The following is a 16271-nucleotide window of genomic DNA, read 5'->3' as shown; positions in this document are numbered from 1 at the left end:
AGCCATGATCCGCTACCTGGGCCTGAAGGGCGTCAAAGGGCGCACCCTGCTGGTCAGCACCGTCAACGAGTTCATCGACGATGAACTGCCGACCTATGCCTCGGCGCTGGCCTTCCAGATGTTCTTTTCCCTGTTCCCGTTCCTGCTGTTGCTGATCGCGCTGATCGGTTTCCTGCACCTGCCGACCTTCTTCGACTGGTTGCAGACCCAGGCGGCGCTGGTGCTCCCGGTGGAGGCGATGGACCTGGTGCGCCCGGCCATCGAGCAGTTGCAGACGCAGAAGCCCGGGCTGTTCTCCCTGGGTGCGGTGGTGGCGCTGTGGTCCGCCTCGTCGGCGGTGCGTTCGAGCATGGATGCGATGAACCGGGTCTACGACGTGGTGGAGAGCCGCCCGGCCTGGAAGCGCATTCCGCTCTCGGTCCTCTACACCCTGGGCGTGGCGGCCTTCCTGCTGGCGGCGGCGGGCTTGATGATCACCGGGCCGCAGGCCATGGGCTGGCTGGCGCAGCGGGTGGGCATCGAGGAGGCGGTGGTGATCCTGTGGAACTGGCTGCGCATTCCGGCCGCGATCCTGCTGATGATGGCGGTGGTGGCGACCCTCTATTACCTGCTGCCGGACGTGAAGCAGGAGTTCCGCTTCATCACCCCCGGCTCGGTGCTGGCGGTGCTGGCCTGGCTGCTGGCCTCGTTCGGCTTCAGCTACTACGCCCAGCACTTCGCCACCTACAACGCCATGTACGGCAGCATCGGCGCCATCATCATCCTCCTGCTGTACCTCTACCTGTCGGCGGCGGTGCTGCTGCTGGGGGCGGAGCTGAACGCGGTGATCGAACACCACTCCCGCGAGGGCAAGAACCCCGGCGAACGCCGGCCGGGGGAAGACGGCAGCGTGGCGCAGGGCTGAGCCCTCACTGTTCCTCGATGTCCAGCAGCAGGTCTTCGAGGGCCTCGCGGTAATCCCCCGGTTCTTCCCACAGGCCGCGTTGCTGGGCTTCCAGCAGGCGTTCGGTGATGTCACGCAGGGACTCGGGGTTGTGCTGCTGGAGGAAGGCGCGGGTGTCGGCATCCAGCAGGTAGGCGTCGGCCAGCAGGGCGTACTGGTGGTCGTCCACCAGTTGGGTGGTGGCGTCGAAGGCGAACAGGTAGTCCACCGTCGCGGCCAGTTCGAAGGCGCCCTTGTAGCCGTGGCGCTTCATGCCGGCGATCCACTTGGGGTTGGCGGCGCGGGCGCGCACCACCCGGCCCAATTCCTCCCGCAGGGTGCGGATGCGCGGCAGGTCCGGCTGGCTGTGGTCGCCGTGGTAGCTGGCGACCGTCTGGCCGCGCAGGGTTTCGGCGGTGGCGAGCATGCCGCCCTGGAACTGGTAGTAGTCGTTGGAGTCGAGGATGTCGTGTTCGCGGTTGTCCTGGTTCTGCAGCACCGCCTGCAGCCCTTCCAGGCGCTCGCCGAAGCGTTGCCGGGCGGGGGTGCCGGCATCGCTGGCCCCGTAGGCGTAGCCGCCCCAGTTGAGGTAGGCCTCGGCCAGGTCGGTGCGGGTTTCCCAGGTGCGGGCCTCGATCACCCCTTGCACGCCCGCGCCGTAGGCACCGGGCTGGGCGCCGAACACCCGCCAGCCGGCTTCGCGGCGCGCGGCCTCGGCAGGCAGGCCTTCGCCTTCCAGGCGGGCGCGATCCTGGCGCACGCGGGCGGCGAGGGGGTTGAGGTCGTCGGGCTCGTCCAGCTCGGCGACGGCCTGCACGGCCGCGTCGAACAGGCGGATGAGGTTGGCGAAGGCGTCGCGGAAGAAGCCCGAGACCCGCAGCGTCACGTCCACGCGCGGGCGGTCCAGCAGCGACAGCGGGAGGATCTCGAAGTCCTCCACGCGCTGGCTGCCGGCCTGCCACACCGGGCGTACGCCCAGCAGGGCCATGGCCTGGGCGATGTCGTCGCCGCCGGTGCGCATGGTGGCGGTGCCCCAGACGGACAGGCCGAGCTGGCGCAGGTGGTCGCCTTCGTCCTGCAGGTGGCGCTCCAGCAGCAGGCTGGCGGACTGGAAGCCCAGGCGCCAGGCGGTGGGCGTGGGGAGGTTGCGCACGTCCACGGTGAAGAAGTTGCGCCCGGTGGGCAGCACGTCGAGGCGCCCGCGGCTGGGGGCGCCGCTGGGGCCGGGGGGCACGAAGCGCCCGTCGAGGGCGGCCAGCACGCCGCCGATTTCCGCTGCGCCGCAGGCGTCCAGGGCGGGGGCGATCACCTGCCGCAGGTTGTGGATAACCGCGTCGCTGGCGGGGCCGATGGCTTCGGCGGCCGGGTTGGCGATCAACTGGCGGGCCAGCAGTTCCAGGCGCTCGCGGGTGTCGCCGTTACTGCGCCAGGGCGCGTCGTCGACGCCCTGGAGCACGGCGGGGCGTGGCCCCTCCCAGGGTTCGGCCCAGGCCAGGTCGAGCGGGTCGCGGTCGAGCGCCAGGTCGCGGGCGAGGGCGCGCAGCAGGCTGGCGTTGCCGCCCTTGCCGTCGGCACGGGGGATGCGCACCAGGGACAGCAGGGTGTCGTCGCGCAGGCCCGCCACGGGGGATTCGCCGAACACGTGCAGGCCGTCGCGGATCTGCGATTCCTTGAGGTCGCAGAGGTAGGCGTCCAGCTGCGGCAGCCAGCTGTCGGCGTCGTCGTTGAGGCTGAGGCCCAGCTCGCGGTCGAGGGCGGTGGCCCTGACCAGTTCGAGAATTTCGCCGCGCAGCTGCACGGCCCGACGCGGGTCGAGCAGGGAGGCGTCGTAGTACTCGTCGGCCAGGCGTTCCAGGTCGCGCAGCGGGCCGTAGGTTTCGGCGCGGGTCAGCGGCGGCATCAGGTGGTCGATGATCACCGCCTGGGCGCGGCGCTTGGCCTGGGCGCCTTCGCCGGGGTCGTTGACGATGAAGGGGTAGATGTTCGGCAGCGGCCCCATCACCGCGTCCGGCCAGCATTCGGCGGACAGGCCGACGCCCTTGCCGGGCAGCCACTCGAGGTTGCCGTGCTTGCCGACATGCACCAGCGCATCGGCGCCGAACACCTCGCGCAGCCAGAAGTAGAACGCCAGGTAGCCGTGGGGCGGCACCAGCGATGGGTCGTGGTAGATGGCCGCCGGGTCCAGCTGGTAGCCCCGTGCCGGCTGGATGCCGACGAAGGCGAGGCCGAAGCGCAGGCCGGCGATCATCATCCGTCCGTTGCGGAACATCGGGTCCTGTTGCGGCTCGCCCCAGCGCTCCGTCACCGCCCGCTGGTTGGCTTCGGGGAGGCGGGCGAAGCAGGCGAGGTAGTCGTCCAGGGCCAGGCTCTGGGCGCAGGGGCGGGCGTCGAGGCTGTCGAGGTCGTTGCTGACGCCGCCCAGCAGGCTGTGGATAAGGGCGGTGCCGCTCTCCGGCAGGCCGGCCACGGGGTAACCCCGGGCCTCCAGGGCGCGGAGGATGTTCAGCGCGCCGGCCGGGGTGTCCAGGCCCACACCGTTGCCGATGCGGCCGTCACGGGTGGGGTAGTTGGCGAGGATCAGCGCCACGCGCTTGTCGGCGTTGGCCTTGCGCGCCAGCAGCAGCCAGCGCCGCGCCAGTTCGGCGACGAAATCCATGCGCTCGACATGGGGCAGGTAGCAGACCACGTCGCTCTGGCTGCGCTCGCTGCGCCAGGCCAGGCCCTTGAAGCTGATGGCGCGGGTGATGAGGCGGCCGTCCAGTTCCGGCAGGGCGACGTGCATGGCCAGGTCACGGGGGCCCAGGCCCTGGGCGTTGGCCTCCCACTGGGGCTGGTTGTCCAGGCTGCAGATGGCCTGGAACACCGGTACGTCGCGGCGGAACGGGCGCAGGCTGGGGGCCTCCGGCGAGGACTGGGCGAAGCCGGTGGTGTTGATGATCAGCTCGACGCCGGCCTCGTCCAGCCAGTCTTCGAGGGTGGCCAGGCAGGCGGCCTCCTTGAGGCTGGCCACGGCGATGGGCAGGGGGTTGAGGCCCTGGGCGGCGAGGCGTTCGCAGAAGGTGTCGAGGAAGCCGGTGTTCGCTGCCTGCAGGTGGGTGCGGTAGAACACCAGCGCCACCACCGGCTGCTCGGGTTGCCAGTCGGCGCGCCAGTGGGCGAGCCCGGCGTTGGGCTGGCGCGGGTGGTAGACCGCGACGCGGGGCAGCGCCCTGGGTTCCTCCCAGGGCATCGCGTGGCGCAGGCAGCGGCTGGCGAGGCAGGCGAACAGCTGCCGGGCGTTGTCCAGCCCGCCCTGGCGCAGGTAGTGCCAGCAGCGCTCGGCATCCTCTGCGGGAACGCTGCAGAGCCGTGCCAGCTCAGGGTCGGGGCGGTCGTCGCCGGGCACCAGGATCAGCGTGGCGCCGCGCTCGGCCAGCGCCACCAGTTGCTCGATGCCGTAGCGCCAGTAGCCGACGCCGCCGTGTACGGAGATGAGGATGACCTTGGCATGCTGCAGCACCTCGTCGACGTAGAGGTCCACCGAGGCGTGGTTCTGCAGCTGCATCGGGTTGGCCAGGCGCAGGCTCGGGTAGTCCTCCGGCAACGTGCGGGCGGCTTCGGCCAGCAGCGCCAGGTGCGAGTCGCCGCTGCAGAGGATGACCAGCTCGGCAGGCGTCTGGGCCAGGTGGGCGATGCCGTCGTCGGGGACGAAGCCGCCGGGCTGGGTGCGCAACAGGTGCATGGCTCGGGCCTCGGCTCGGTGGAGCGGCCCTCTCCCGGGGGAGAGGCGCCGGTTCGGCGGTTACGCCAGGGCGGTGCGCAGTTCGTTGGCGATGGTGGCCTGGTCCAGCTCCTGGCCGATCACCACCAGGCGGGTGGCGCGGGGCTCGTCGCTGCGCCAGGCGCGGTCGAAGTGCTTGTCGAAGCGCTTGCCGACGCCCTGCACCAGCAGGCGCATGGGCTTGCCGGTGACGGCGACGAAGCCCTTGATGCGCAGGATGGCGTGGCGCTCCACCAACTGGCCGAGGGCCGCGAGCAGGGCGCGCTCGTCCACTTCCGGGAGGTCGACGTGGAAGGAGTCGAACTCGTCGTGGTCGTGGTCCTCGTGTTCTTCGTGGTCGTGGTGGGTGGGGCGGCTGTCGATGTGCAGCTCGGCTTCGGCGTTCAGGCCCAGCAGCACGTCCAGCGGCAGCTTGCCGGAGGCGGCCTCGACCACCTTCACCGCCGGCGGCAGCTCTTCGCTGACTTCGGCGCGCACGGCGGCCAGGGCGTCGGCATCCAGCAGGTCGGTCTTGTTGAGGATCACCAGGTCGGCGCTGGCCAGCTGGTCTTCGAAGAGTTCGTGCAGGGGCGATTCGTGGTCGAGGTTCGGGTCCTGCTTGCGCTGCTCGTCCACCTGGTCGGGGAAGGCGGCGAAGGTGCCGGCGGCCACGGCGGGGCTGTCCACCACGGTGATCACCGCGTCCACGGTGCAGGCATTGCGGATCTCGGGCCACTGGAAGGCCTGCACCAGGGGCTTGGGCAGGGCCAGGCCGGAGGTCTCGATGAGGATCTGGTCGAGGTCGCCACGGCGCGCCACCAACTCGCGCATGACCGGGAAGAACTCTTCCTGCACGGTGCAGCACAGGCAGCCGTTGGCCAGTTCGAAGACGCGGCCCACGGCCTCTTCCTCGCTGCAGCCGATGCTGCATTGCTTGAGGATGTCGCCGTCGATGCCCAGCTCGCCGAATTCGTTGACGATCACCGCGATGCGGCGACCCTGGGCGTTGTCCAGCATGTGGCGGAGGAGGGTGGTCTTACCGGCACCGAGGAAGCCGGTGACGATGGTGACGGGGAGCTTGGCCAGGGTTTTCATGCGCGCCTCTCAGGTGCTCTGTGGCGGGCATGACGAATGCAGCGGGCCGGGCCCGCTGGAGGTATTCGCCACCGGATCACCCCGCCCGGTTGTCTGGAAATTCGCCGAGGCAGGTCTCCTGGCTCGCAGCCTGGCGCGGGGCGCCGCCGGGTCCGCCTTCCCGCCCGTGGGCAGTGGCTGTGGACAGGGCATCAGCTGCTTACAGTTGCGGGGGCAGCCGTGGCTTGGACCACGTTCCCTCTTAGCTCCAGCGCTCGCTGGAGAACCTCGAAAGGACGGAAGGCTACGCAGGGCCCGGGCGGCGGTCAATCGCGTTGGTTGACGCCTCGTCGGGCCCGTGCTGTCCTTGCGCGGATTTTTCCCGCCCGGTCGCCTGCCACGCCATGAACCCCGCTGCTCCTTCCCTGACGCCGCCTTCGCTGGTGGCCGGTTTCGGCTGCCGCCAGGGCTGCACGACGGCGGAGCTGGGGGCCTTGCTGGATGCCTGCCTGGCCGAGGCCGGGGTGCCGCCGGCGTGCCTGGCGGCGTTGGCGACCCGCGAGGACCGCGCCCTGGAGCCGGGCCTGCAGGCGCTGGCGGCGGCGCGCAACCTGCCGTTGCAGGGCGTTTCCCCCGAGGCGCTGAACGCCCTGGAGGCGCGCCTGAGCCAGCCGTCCGAGCGGGTCCGCGCCCTGGCCGGCAGTGCGGGGGTGGCCGAGGCAGCGGCCCTGGCGCTGGCCGATCGGCTGGGGCAGGGGCCTTCGCACCTGCTGCTCGACAAACGTCGCAGTGCCCGCGCGACCTGTGCGCTGGCCTGCATCCACCTGGAGGCTGAACGGCCATGACGGTCTATTTCATTGGCGCCGGTCCGGGCGATCCGGAACTCATCACGGTGAAGGGGCAGCGGCTGATCCGCCGCTGCCCGGTGATCCTCTATGCCGGTTCGCTGGTGCCGGAGGCGGTGCTGGAGGGGCACCAGGCGCAGCAGGTGGTGAACACCGCCGAGCTGCACCTGGAGCAGATCGTTGCGCTGCTGGCCGAGGCCCATGCCCGGGGCCAGGACGTGGCGCGGGTGCATTCGGGTGATCCGTCGCTTTACGGCGCCATCGGCGAGCAGATCCGCCACCTGCGCGAGCGCGGCATTCCCTACGAGATCGTACCGGGCGTCACCGCCACGGCGGCCTGCGCGGCCCTGCTGGGCTGCGAGCTGACGCTGCCGGAGGTGTCGCAGACGCTGATCCTCACCCGCCACGCCAGCAAGACGCGGATGCCCGAGGGCGAGTCCCTGGGGGACCTGGCCCGTCACCGGGCGACCCTGGCGATCCACCTGGGGGTGAGCCGGATCGAGGAGATCGTCGCCGAACTGCTGCCGCACTACGGGCCGGCCTGCCCGGTGGCGGTGATCCACCGCGCCAGCTGGCCGGACCAGGCCCAGGTCACCGGCACCCTCGCCGACATCGCCGAGAAGGTGCGGGCCGTGGGCTTCCGCCGGACGGCGCTGATCCTGGTGGGGGAGGTGCTGGCGGCCGAGGGCTTTGCCGACTCGTCGCTGTACCGCGCCGGGCATGCGCACCTGTACCGGCCGGGCGAGTGACGGCCCGGTCGCGGGAGGATCGCTGCATATTGCCGGGTTTTGCCTGCCGGATGCCGGCTTTTTCGCCAGCGTTCGCCTTGCTCGCCCCGATCCGCCCGGGCTTTTCGGCGGGCCTGTAGTGACGTACCGCTGTGAAACCCGCAGAATGCAGCCTTTCCGGCCTTTGGCCGGCCCGTCCGTATGACTTCGGCCTTGAGCGACCTGACTCCTTATGCGAATGCGCTTGATGCTGCTGGGCGGTGGCAATGCCCTTGGACAGGCGCTGATTCGCCTGGGTGCCGAGGATGATGTGGGGTTCCTCGCCCCGCGCCCGCCCGAGCAGGGTTGGGACGCCGCCAGCCTGACGCAGTTGCTCGACGACACCCGCCCCGACGCGGTGGTGAACCTCGCCTACTACTTCGACTGGTTCCAGGCCGAAGACGTGAGCGCTGAGCGCTTCGCGGCCCAGGAGCGGTCGGTGGAGCGCCTCGCCGAGCTGTGCCAGCACCACAACATCGTGCTGCTGCAGCCTTCCAGCTACCGGGTCTTCGATGGCGCCCGCGCCACGGCCTACAGCGAGAAGGACGAGACCATTCCCCTGAGCCTGCGTGGCCAGTCCCTCTGGCGCATCGAACAGAGCGTTCGCGCCCTGTGCCCGCGCCACGTGCTGCTGCGCTTCGGCTGGCTGCTGGACGACAGCCGCGAAGGCACCCTGGGCCGCTTCCTGGTCCGCGCCGAGCGTGACGACGAGATCTACCTGGCGGACGACCGCCGTGGCAACCCGACCCCGGCCGACGATGCCGCGCGGGTCATGCTGGCGGTGCTCAAGCAGCTGGACTGTGCCGCGCCGCTGTGGGGCACCTACCACTACGGCGCCCACGAAGCGACCACCACCCTGGCCCTGGGCCAGGCGGTGCTCACCGAGGCACGCGCCCTGCACCCGCTGAAGGTGCAGGACATCACCCCGCAGGCCCACGCGGCCCGCCCTGACGCGGCGGACGAACCGCAGCACGCCGTGCTGGCCTGCAAGAAGATCTTCCACACCTTCGGCATCAAGCCGCGCGCCTGGCGTGCGGCCCTGCCGGCCCTGCTGGACCGCTACTACCGACATGGCTGATCCCATCCTCATCACCGGCGGCGCCGGCTTCATCGGTTCGCACCTGGCGGACCAGTTGCTGGCCCGCGGGCACGCCGTGCGCGTGCTGGACAACCTCTCCACCGGCAAGCCCGGCAACCTGGCACTGGACAACCCGCGCCTGGAGCTGATCGAGGGCGACGTGGCCGATGCGGCGGTGGTCGCGCGTGCCATGGCTGGCTGCAAGGCGGTTGCGCACCTGGCCGCCGTGGCCTCGGTGCAGGCTTCGGTGGATGACCCGGTGGCGACCCACCAGGCCAACTTCATCGGCACCCTGAACGTCTGCGAAGCCATGCGCACCTACGGGGTGAAGCGCGTGCTGTTCGCTTCCAGCGCGGCGGTCTACGGCCAGAACGGCGAAGGCCAGGCCATCGACGAAGACACCGCCAAGGCGCCACTGACGCCCTACGCGTCGGACAAGCTGGCCAGCGAGCACTACCTGGATTTCTACCGGCGCGAGCACGGCCTGGAGCCGGCGATCTTCCGCTTCTTCAACATCTACGGCCCGCGCCAGGACCCGTCGTCGCCCTACTCGGGGGTGATCAGCATCTTCACCGAGCGGGCGCTGGCCGGTTCGCCCATCACCGTCTTTGGCGATGGCGAGCAGACCCGTGACTTCCTCTACGTCGGCGACCTGGTGCAGGTGCTGGCCGAGGCGCTGGAGATGCCGGCTGTGGAGGTGGGGGCGGTGAACGTCGGCCTGCGCCAGTCCACCAGCCTGAACCAACTGCTGGCGGCCATCGGCGAGGTGGTGGGTGGCCTGCCGGAGATCCGCCATGCGCCCGGGCGTGCGGGGGACATCCGCCACTCCCTGGCCGACAACCAGCGCCTGCTGGCACGCTTCGACTTCCCCGAGCCGACGCCCCTGGCCAAGGGCCTGGCCGAACTGCTCGGCCGCTGAGCCGCTCCATGAGAAAGGCGCCTCCGGGCGCCTTTCTTCTTTCCGCTCGCTTTCACCCTAGGGCTTCACCCCGGGACCGCAGCAGCCCAAACGAAAAAGGCGCCCGAAGGCGCCTTTGTTCTGTGCAGCAGGGCTTAGAACTTGTAGCCCAGGCCGACCATGTAGACCCACGGGTCGACGTCGACGTTGACCTTGGCACGCACGCCCAGGGCGTTGTTGTCCACGTAGGCGCGGGTGTCGATGTCGATGTAGCGGACCTGGGCGTTCAGCATGACGTTGTCGGTCAGCATGTAGTCGGCACCGACCTGCCAGGCCAGGCCCCAGGAGTTCTTCACGTTGAAGTTGTCGAAGCCGGCGGCGGTTGCCTGGCTGCCGACGTGCTCGTCATAGATCCAGGTGTAGTTGATGCCACCGCCCACGTAGGGCTGGAAGGCGGACTTCGGATCCAGCGGGTAGTACACCAGGCTCAGGGTCGGCGGCAGGTGCTTCAGGGTACCCAGCTTGCCGTTGGCGGCGTCGAGGACGGTGCCCTTGATCTTCACGTCGTGCTCGAACGGGGTGGCCGCCAGCAGTTCGATGGCCAGGTTGTCGGTCAGCATGTAGGCGAAGTTCAGGCCGAGCTGGGTGTCGCTGCTCATGGTGGCCTTGCCGCCCAGGTCGGTGCCGGCCAGGCCGCCGCGATCCACCTTCACGCTGGAGGAATCGGCTTCCGGGTTGACGGTGATGGCGCCGGCGCGGATCAGGATGTCACCGGCCTGGTGGGCCTGGGCCATGGGTGCAGCCACGGCCAGTGCGAGAAGAGAGGCAGCGAGGAACGACTTTTTCATGGAGGGCTCCAGGTCTTGAGCTGTGTTGGCTGTGGCGCAGTTTCAGGGAACCGGCCCCCCATTCGCCTTGATCTAGCTCAATACCGATGCGGATTCGTTAGCAGGCTTGCTAAACAGGCCACTGAAAAACGGGCTGCGTTGCCGCTGCGGCGTTGAAGGCACCCTCGTGCGCGAGTCCGATCAAAATGCTCATTTACACCACGTAAACTGCGCTTTTTCGGCCGCTTTCGCCTTGCATCGGCGGCCTCGCCAACGTCTTCAGCGGCCTGTTAGCCCCCGCCGTTTTCACTGGGATTCGTACGGATAGATCTTGCTGGCTTCCATCTGGTAGCCGGCTTCGGCCAGTTCGCTGGTGGAGGCTTTCACCTGCAGCGGGCCTTCGATCCAGAACGGCTGGTAGAGCGCATCCATCAGCACGCCCAGTTCGGTGGTGACGTGGACGATCTGGTTGGACGGCGGCGGCGGGACGTGGATGCAGGCGCCGAAGTAGGGCACCAGCAGGAACTCGGTCACGCGGCCTTCCTCGGTGACGTCCAGCGGGACGATGTAGCCGGGCAGTTTCACCTCCTGGCCGTCCAGTTCCTTGACCACCGGGGCGGCCGGGGATTGCTGGGTGGCCGCCGGGCCGGACTCGCTGGCCAGGGAGTCGGCCAGCTGCGACAGGTCGTGGATCGGGGCGGGCGGCGGAGGCGGCGGGGCGTCGGCGGGGATCATCTCCGACCAGGTCAGTTCACGCACATCCCCCGCCCAGAGGGCGGTGGTGGCCAGCAGCAGGAGGGCCGGCAGGGTCAGCAGGGCACGTTTCATTCGCAGCTCACAGGCGGATGGAGAGGCCGTCGGCCAGGGATTGTCGATAGGCGCGCCAGGCCGGCACGCTGCCCATCAGCAGGGCGGCGGCCAGGATACCGCCCAGCAGTGTCCACTCATAGTTGGAGGGCAGCGCCAGGGGCAGGTAGAGGCCGTAGTTGGCCTGCACGTAGCCCTGGCTGACGGCGATGCCGAGGTACAGCAGGCCGAGCCCGAGTACCGCACCGGCCACGGCCAGGGCGAAGGCCTCCAGAACCAGCAGGCTGCCGATGTGCCAGGGGCGCGCGCCCACGGAGCGGAGGATGGCCATTTCCCGGCGGCGTTCGTTGAGGCTGGTGAGGATGGCGGTGAGCATGCCGATCAGCCCGGTGAGCACCACGAACAGCGAGACCACGAACAGCGCCTTCTCGGCCGTGCCCATCAGGCTCCACAGCTCCTGCAGGGCGACGCCGGGGAGCACCGCCAGCAGCGGCTCGCCCCGGTATTCGTTGATCTGCCGCTGCAGGGCGAAGGTGGCGATCTTGCTGTTGAGCCCCAGCAGGAAGGCGGTGATGGCCTTGGGCTGCAGGTCCATGGCCCGGGCCTGGTCGGCGCTGACCTTGCCGGTACCGCGCGCGGGCACGCCGTTCTGCCAGTCCACGTGCAGCGCTTCCATGCCGGCCAGGGAGATGTGCAGGGTGCGGTCCACCGGGGTGCCGGTGCGTTCGAGGATGCCGACCACGGTGAACGGCTTGTCGTCGTGCTGCACCAGGCTGACGGTGCTGACGCCGTGGGCCAGCACGATGTGATCGCCCAGCTTGTACTTCAGCGCCTCGGCCACTTCGGCGCCGAGCACCACGTCGAACAGGTCGGCGAAGGGCTTGCCTTCGGCCAGCTTCAGCGGCTGGGCGCGACCGTAGTGGTAGTGCTCGAAGTAGGCCTCGCTGGTGCCCATCACCCGGTAGCCCTTGTGGGAGTCGCCGAGGGAGATCGGGATGGCCCATTTCACCCGCTTGTCCTGGGCGATGGCTTCGAAGCTCTCCCAGCGGATGTTGTTGGTGGCGTTGCCGATGCGGAACACCGAGTAGAGCAGCAGGTTCACCGACCCGGAGCGGGCGCCGACGATCAGGTCGGTGCCGCTGATGGTGCTGGCGAAGCTGGCGCGGGCTTCCGTGCGTACCCGCTCCACCGCCAGCAGCAGGCAGACCGAGAGGGCGATGGCGAAGACCGTGAGCAGGGCGGTGAAGCGGCGGTTGGCGAGGCTCGCCAGGGCCAGGCGTAGCAAGTGCATCTCAGGCCTCCAGCGGGCGGGCTGCGCGGTTCAGGTCCAGCAGCGAGAGGCTGCGGTCGAAGAGGGGGGCCAGGCTCTGGTCATGGCTGACGAAGAGCAGGCTGGTGCCGGCGTCGCGGCATTCGTCGAAGAGCAGGCGCAGGAAGCTCTCGCGGGCATCGGCGTCCAGGGCCGAGGTGGGCTCGTCGGCGATCAGCAGCTCCGGCTGGCCGATCAGCGCGCGGGCGGCGGCGACCCGCTGCTGCTGGCCGATCGACAGGGCGTCGGCGCGGCGCTCCAGCAGGGCCTCGCCGAGGCCGAGGTGGCCGAGCAGGGTCACGGCGGCGGCCGACACGCTGCCGTAGCGTTGGCTGGCACGCTGGGCGCGCAGGCGGGAGAAGCGGCAGGGCAGCTCGACGTTCTCGCGCACCGAGAGGAACGGCAGCAGGTTGAACTGCTGGAAGATGTAGCCGGTGTGGTCCACCCGGAAGCGGTCGCGAGCCCCGGAGGAGAGGGCGCCGAGGTCCTGGCCGAGCAGGCGGACATGCCCGCGCCCGGGCGCCTGGACGCCGCCCAGCAGGCCCAGCAGGGTGGTCTTGCCGCTGCCGCTGGGGCCTTTGAGGAAGAGGGTTTCACCGCTGTTGAGGGTGAAGGCGGGGATGTCCAGCAACTCGGCCTGGCCGGGCCAGGCGAATCCCAGGTCGGTGATGTCGATCAGTGTCTGGCTCATGTACGGACGGCCGGGTTGCCCCGGCCGGCTCATCGGGGGATCAGAAGCTCAGGGAGGGGGCTGCGGGGGTCAGTTCGGCGCCCTGCTGGCCCTTCGGGCCGATCAGTTGTACCTGAATTTTCTGGGTGGCGGGGAAGCGCGTGAACAGGCCCTTGAGGTCCAGCCCGGTCAGCTTGGCCGGCGTTGCGCATTCCAGGTGGTAGCGCGCGTGGATCTCGCTGTGTTCGTGGTGGTGCTCATCGCCGTCCTCGTGCTTGTGCTCAGGCTCGTGGGCCTCTTCCGGGGCGTTGCCGAACAGCGGGCTTTCCAGTTCCTGCTCGGACACCTTGCAACCGGCGGCTTCGGGGAGGGCGAACAGGGCCAGGGGCTTTTCCAACTCGGCGCGGGCCTTGGCCACGGCGGCCTTGTCGGCATCGCTGCGGGCCTCGTGCTCGAAGCCCACCAGGTTCATGGCCGGGCTTTCCAGTTCCAGCTCCAGGGTGCTGCCGTCCAGGGCGGCGTTGAGGCGGGCCACGCCGTGCTCGTGGGCACCCAGGCTGCCGTGGCCTTCGTGGTCGTGATCGTCGTGTTCATGGGCCTGGACGGAGAAGGCCAGGGGGAGCAGTGCGAAGGGCAGGGCGAGCAGCAGGCGGCGCATGGGAGTCTCCAGATGCGGGTGAAAAGCGGCGTTACGTTATAACAACTGTGGGCCGGCTTCCAGAGGCGTGAGAGCATGGCGCGTCGTTTATCGAGGAACCTTGCATGCTGCGCATTCGCGGACGGATCGGTGATTGGCCGGTGGACCTGACGGTGGAAATGGACGAGGAGGACTGGCAGCGCCTGGGCGCTCAATTGCACGTTGCCCCGGCAGCATCGCCCGAGCCGGTTGCGCCACCGGCAGCCGCCCCTTCCCGGCAGGCGGACCCACGCTGGGAGGCCGCCCTGGGGCTGCTGCGCGAGGCCGGCCGTCTGGAGGGCCCGCGCCTGCTGGCCGACCTGGAGGCCCTGGCGGGCAGCGCAGCAGCCGGCAAGCGCCTGCTGGTGCGCCTGCGCCATTGCGAGCAGGTGCAGCTGGAAGCCGGGGCGGACGCGCCGGTGTATGTCTGGAAGGGCTGAGGCGGGAGAGGCGGCCAGGCCGCCCTGATGGGGCGGCCTGGCAGGGCGATCAGTAGATCGCCTGGTACAGCTTGCGGCGGTAGGTGGTGACCAGCGGGTGGTCGTTGCCCAGCAGGTCGAACACCTGCAGCAGGGTCTTGTGGGGCAGGCCTTCGCCGTAGTTGCGGTTGCGCACGAACAGCCGCAGCAGGGCATCCAGGGCCGGTTCGTACTGCTGGCGGGCCAACTGGTGGATGGCCAACTGGTAGCTGGCTTCGTCGTCGCCCGCGTCCTGGGCCAGGCGGCTCTTCAGGGTGGCGGCCTCGGGCAGGTCGTTCACCTGGCGCAGGAAGGCCAGCTGGGCGCGGGCGCCGGCCAGGGCCTGCTTGTGCTCGTCGCCCTTGACCGCATCCAGCACCAGTTGGGCTTCACCCAGCTCGCCGCGCTCGGCGAGGCAGCGGGCGTAGAGGATCAGCGCCGGGGCGTTGCTGTTGTCTTCGCCCAGCAGTTGCTTGAGCACGGCCTCGGCATCACCGATGCGGCCGTCGTCGAACAGGGCCTGGGCCGCTTCCATCGGGTCGGCGGCTTCCGGTGCCGGTTCGGCAACGTGGGGGGCGAGCATGGCGCGGATCTGGGACTCCGGCTGGGCACCGGCAAAGCCGTCCACCGGCTGGCCGTCCTTGAACAGCACCACGGTGGGCAGGCTGCGGATGCCGAAGCGCATGACGATGTCCTGCTCGACGTCGCAGTTGACCTTGGCCAGCAGCAGCTCGCCCCGGTAGGACTCGGCGATCTGTGCCAGCAGCGGCATGAGGGCTTTGCAGGGGGCACACCACTCGGCCCAGAAATCCACCAGCACGGGCTTGTGGAAGGAGTTCTGGATCACCGACTGGTCGAAGTCGAGGGCGGTGGCGTCGAAGATGTAGGGCGTGTCGCTCATCGTGGATTCCGTAAGCGCAGGGAAGAGAGTGGGCGAATCATACGGCCGCTAACGCCGCGCGCCTACCGGGTGGGGGCGAGCGGCGTGGCGCATCCGGCGGTTCAGCGGGCGGCGTGGTACAGGCTCACGTGGCGGAACTGCTCGGGCTCGGCCAGGTCCGGCCAGGTGCAGGCTTCCAGCATGGCCAGACGGCGGTACAGCGGGTGGGCGAAGTTGCGCACGCGGGAGTCGGCCACCAGCGCCTCGCGGCCCCGGCTGAGGAAGTGGTCCAGCAGCGGCAGGTTGGCGCGGTCGTAGAGCACGTCGGCCACCACCACCAAGTCGAAGCGATCGGCCTCGGCGAAGAAGTCGGCGCTGTAGCCGAGCGTCACGCCGTTCAGTGCGGCATTGGCGCGGCAGGCCTCCAGGGCCAGCGGGTCGAGGTCGCAGGCCACCACTTCCGCCGCGCCGGCCTTGGCGGCGGCGATGGCCGCCACGCCGGAGCCGGCGCCGAAGTCCAGCACGCGCTTGCCGGCGACCCAGTGGGGCTGCTCGGCGAACCAGCGCGCCAGGGCCAGGCCGCTGGCCCAGCAGAAGCACCAGTAGGGCGGCTCTTCGAGGATGCGCCGGGTCTCGTCGGCGTCGAAGGCGCGGTCCATGTTGTCGGCGTCGATCAGCCAGAGGCGCAGGTCGGTGCCCGGCAGCGTCTCGGCGTGCAATTGGGCATCGCCCAGCAGTTGAGCGAGCGGGGCCTGCAGTGTCGAGGGCGGCGTCATGGCACGGTCTCCAGCTGCAGGGCGCCCAGGGACTGGCTTTCCGCCGCCGGGATGCGCCGTGGGGCGAGGCGCTGGATCAACTGGCCGGACTGGCTGACCCGGGCGCGCAATTCCACCCGCAGGTCCCGGGGGAAGGCCTCGGGGTTGAAGGTCAGGCGGAAGGGCAGGGCCGTGCCGGTGCCATCGAGGCGGAGGCTGCCGAGCAGGCGCAGCGGGCGGTCGCGGGTGTCCACCGCCAGCAAGGCCAGCTCCACGTCGCTGCCGGCGGGGGCGCCCAGCAACTGGCCGTCCAGCGCGCGCATGTAAGCGGGCAACGGCTGCTCGGCAGCGGGCTTGGCGACCGGTTTCGCCGGTGCAGGTTCGGCGGGCGGCTCGCCGGCGCAGGCGGCCAGCAGGGCGGCGAGGGAAAGGATGTAGAGCGGACGCATCATGACTCCTGGCCAAGGGGGTACAGGCGGTGTGCGCGGCCTTATAGCTCAAACCCCGGTTGCTTGTCTTGCCAGGGAGATGCGCTCTACCATGTGGCCTTCTTTTCCGCCATAGCC

Annotated in this window: 16 protein-coding genes and 1 riboswitch; of the genes, 6 read left to right on the top strand and 10 right to left on the bottom strand. The window is 69.8% G+C overall.

The window, feature by feature from the left end; translation table 11 throughout:
• Positions 1-4 precede the first annotated feature (4 nt).
• A complete protein-coding gene (locus tag FBY21_RS16420) occupies positions 5-904 on the top strand; it encodes a YihY/virulence factor BrkB family protein (protein ID WP_142012372.1) in 900 nt (299 codons plus the stop codon).
• Between the two features lie 4 nt (positions 905-908).
• Here the strand turns inward: FBY21_RS16420 and cobN are convergent, their stop codons facing one another.
• Both cobN and cobW read right to left on the bottom strand, forming a co-directional pair.
• Positions 909-4643 carry a cobaltochelatase subunit CobN gene (cobN, locus tag FBY21_RS16415; RefSeq protein WP_142012370.1) on the bottom strand — a complete coding sequence of 1245 codons (3735 nt, stop codon included), beginning with the start codon at positions 4641-4643 and terminating at the stop codon, positions 909-911.
• A gap of 60 nt (positions 4644-4703) precedes the next feature.
• Positions 4704-5756, bottom strand: a complete 1053-nt coding sequence (gene cobW, locus FBY21_RS16410; RefSeq protein WP_074972792.1) for a cobalamin biosynthesis protein CobW — start codon at positions 5754-5756, stop codon at positions 4704-4706.
• A gap of 90 nt (positions 5757-5846) precedes the next feature.
• Positions 5847-6041: riboswitch (cobalamin riboswitch) on the bottom strand.
• Positions 6042-6139: 98 nt separating this feature from the next.
• Between cobW and FBY21_RS16405 the strand changes: the two genes are divergently transcribed.
• The 4 genes from FBY21_RS16405 to FBY21_RS16390 all read left to right on the top strand — a co-directional run bounded on the left by FBY21_RS16405 (position 6140) and on the right by FBY21_RS16390 (position 9344).
• On the top strand, positions 6140-6580 hold the full coding sequence (locus tag FBY21_RS16405; RefSeq protein ID WP_174244732.1) for a cobalamin biosynthesis protein: 441 nt from the start codon (positions 6140-6142) through the stop codon (positions 6578-6580).
• Positions 6577-7329, top strand: coding sequence for a precorrin-4 C(11)-methyltransferase (cobM, locus tag FBY21_RS16400; protein ID WP_107331008.1), 753 nt, complete (start codon positions 6577-6579; stop codon positions 7327-7329). Before FBY21_RS16405 ends, cobM begins: the two co-directional genes overlap by 4 nt.
• Positions 7330-7540: 211 nt before the next feature.
• Positions 7541-8425 carry a sugar nucleotide-binding protein gene (locus tag FBY21_RS16395; RefSeq protein ID WP_142012368.1) on the top strand — a complete coding sequence of 295 codons (885 nt, stop codon included), beginning with the start codon at positions 7541-7543 and terminating at the stop codon, positions 8423-8425.
• Entirely contained in the window at positions 8418-9344 is a 927-nt protein-coding gene (locus FBY21_RS16390) for an NAD-dependent epimerase/dehydratase family protein (protein ID WP_142012366.1), read from the top strand. Before FBY21_RS16395 ends, FBY21_RS16390 begins: the two co-directional genes overlap by 8 nt.
• A gap of 134 nt (positions 9345-9478) precedes the next feature.
• On the opposite strand, the gene FBY21_RS16385 is transcribed toward FBY21_RS16390, so the two are convergent.
• The 5 genes from FBY21_RS16385 to FBY21_RS16365 all read right to left on the bottom strand — a co-directional run bounded on the left by FBY21_RS16385 (position 9479) and on the right by FBY21_RS16365 (position 13594).
• Positions 9479-10171, bottom strand: a complete 693-nt coding sequence (locus FBY21_RS16385) for an OmpW/AlkL family protein (RefSeq protein WP_142012364.1) — start codon at positions 10169-10171, stop codon at positions 9479-9481.
• 285 nt (positions 10172-10456) lie between these two features.
• Positions 10457-10978, bottom strand: a complete 522-nt coding sequence (locus FBY21_RS16380) for a DUF3299 domain-containing protein (protein WP_044402546.1) — start codon at positions 10976-10978, stop codon at positions 10457-10459.
• 7 nt (positions 10979-10985) lie between these two features.
• The gene (locus FBY21_RS16375; protein ID WP_142012361.1) at positions 10986-12248 is read right to left on the bottom strand and encodes an ABC transporter permease; all 1263 of its coding nucleotides are present in this window, start codon (positions 12246-12248) and stop codon (positions 10986-10988) included.
• A 1-nt stretch (position 12249) separates the two neighbouring features.
• Complete coding sequence (locus tag FBY21_RS16370; protein ID WP_142012359.1) at positions 12250-12957, bottom strand: ABC transporter ATP-binding protein; 708 nt, start codon at positions 12955-12957, stop codon at positions 12250-12252.
• A 40-nt stretch (positions 12958-12997) separates the two neighbouring features.
• Positions 12998-13594: a DUF2796 domain-containing protein gene (locus FBY21_RS16365; protein WP_142012356.1), complete on the bottom strand. Its 597-nt coding sequence runs from the start codon at positions 13592-13594 to the stop codon at positions 12998-13000.
• A 104-nt stretch (positions 13595-13698) separates the two neighbouring features.
• Between FBY21_RS16365 and FBY21_RS16360 the strand changes: the two genes are divergently transcribed.
• Positions 13699-14052, top strand: a complete 354-nt coding sequence (locus FBY21_RS16360) for a hypothetical protein (RefSeq protein ID WP_074972810.1) — start codon at positions 13699-13701, stop codon at positions 14050-14052.
• Positions 14053-14101: 49 nt separating this feature from the next.
• On the opposite strand, the gene trxA is transcribed toward FBY21_RS16360, so the two are convergent.
• The 3 genes from trxA to FBY21_RS16345 all read right to left on the bottom strand — a co-directional run bounded on the left by trxA (position 14102) and on the right by FBY21_RS16345 (position 16154).
• Complete coding sequence (gene trxA / locus FBY21_RS16355) at positions 14102-14971, bottom strand: thioredoxin (protein ID WP_074972812.1); 870 nt, start codon at positions 14969-14971, stop codon at positions 14102-14104.
• Positions 14972-15072: 101 nt separating this feature from the next.
• Positions 15073-15726 carry a class I SAM-dependent methyltransferase gene (locus tag FBY21_RS16350; protein WP_142012355.1) on the bottom strand — a complete coding sequence of 218 codons (654 nt, stop codon included), beginning with the start codon at positions 15724-15726 and terminating at the stop codon, positions 15073-15075.
• Positions 15723-16154, bottom strand: coding sequence for a YbaY family lipoprotein (locus FBY21_RS16345; RefSeq protein WP_232060794.1), 432 nt, complete (start codon positions 16152-16154; stop codon positions 15723-15725). The genes FBY21_RS16350 and FBY21_RS16345 overlap by 4 nt, the downstream gene beginning before the upstream one ends.
• Positions 16155-16271: the final 117 nt, after the last annotated feature.

Origin of the sequence: Pseudomonas sp. SLBN-26 (genome assembly GCF_006715895.1) — a bacterium.
Taxonomy (GTDB): Bacteria; Pseudomonadota; Gammaproteobacteria; order Pseudomonadales; family Pseudomonadaceae; genus Metapseudomonas; species Metapseudomonas otitidis.
Note: the sequence above shows the minus strand (reverse complement) of the source record. Positions and strands in the feature narration are given on the sequence as shown.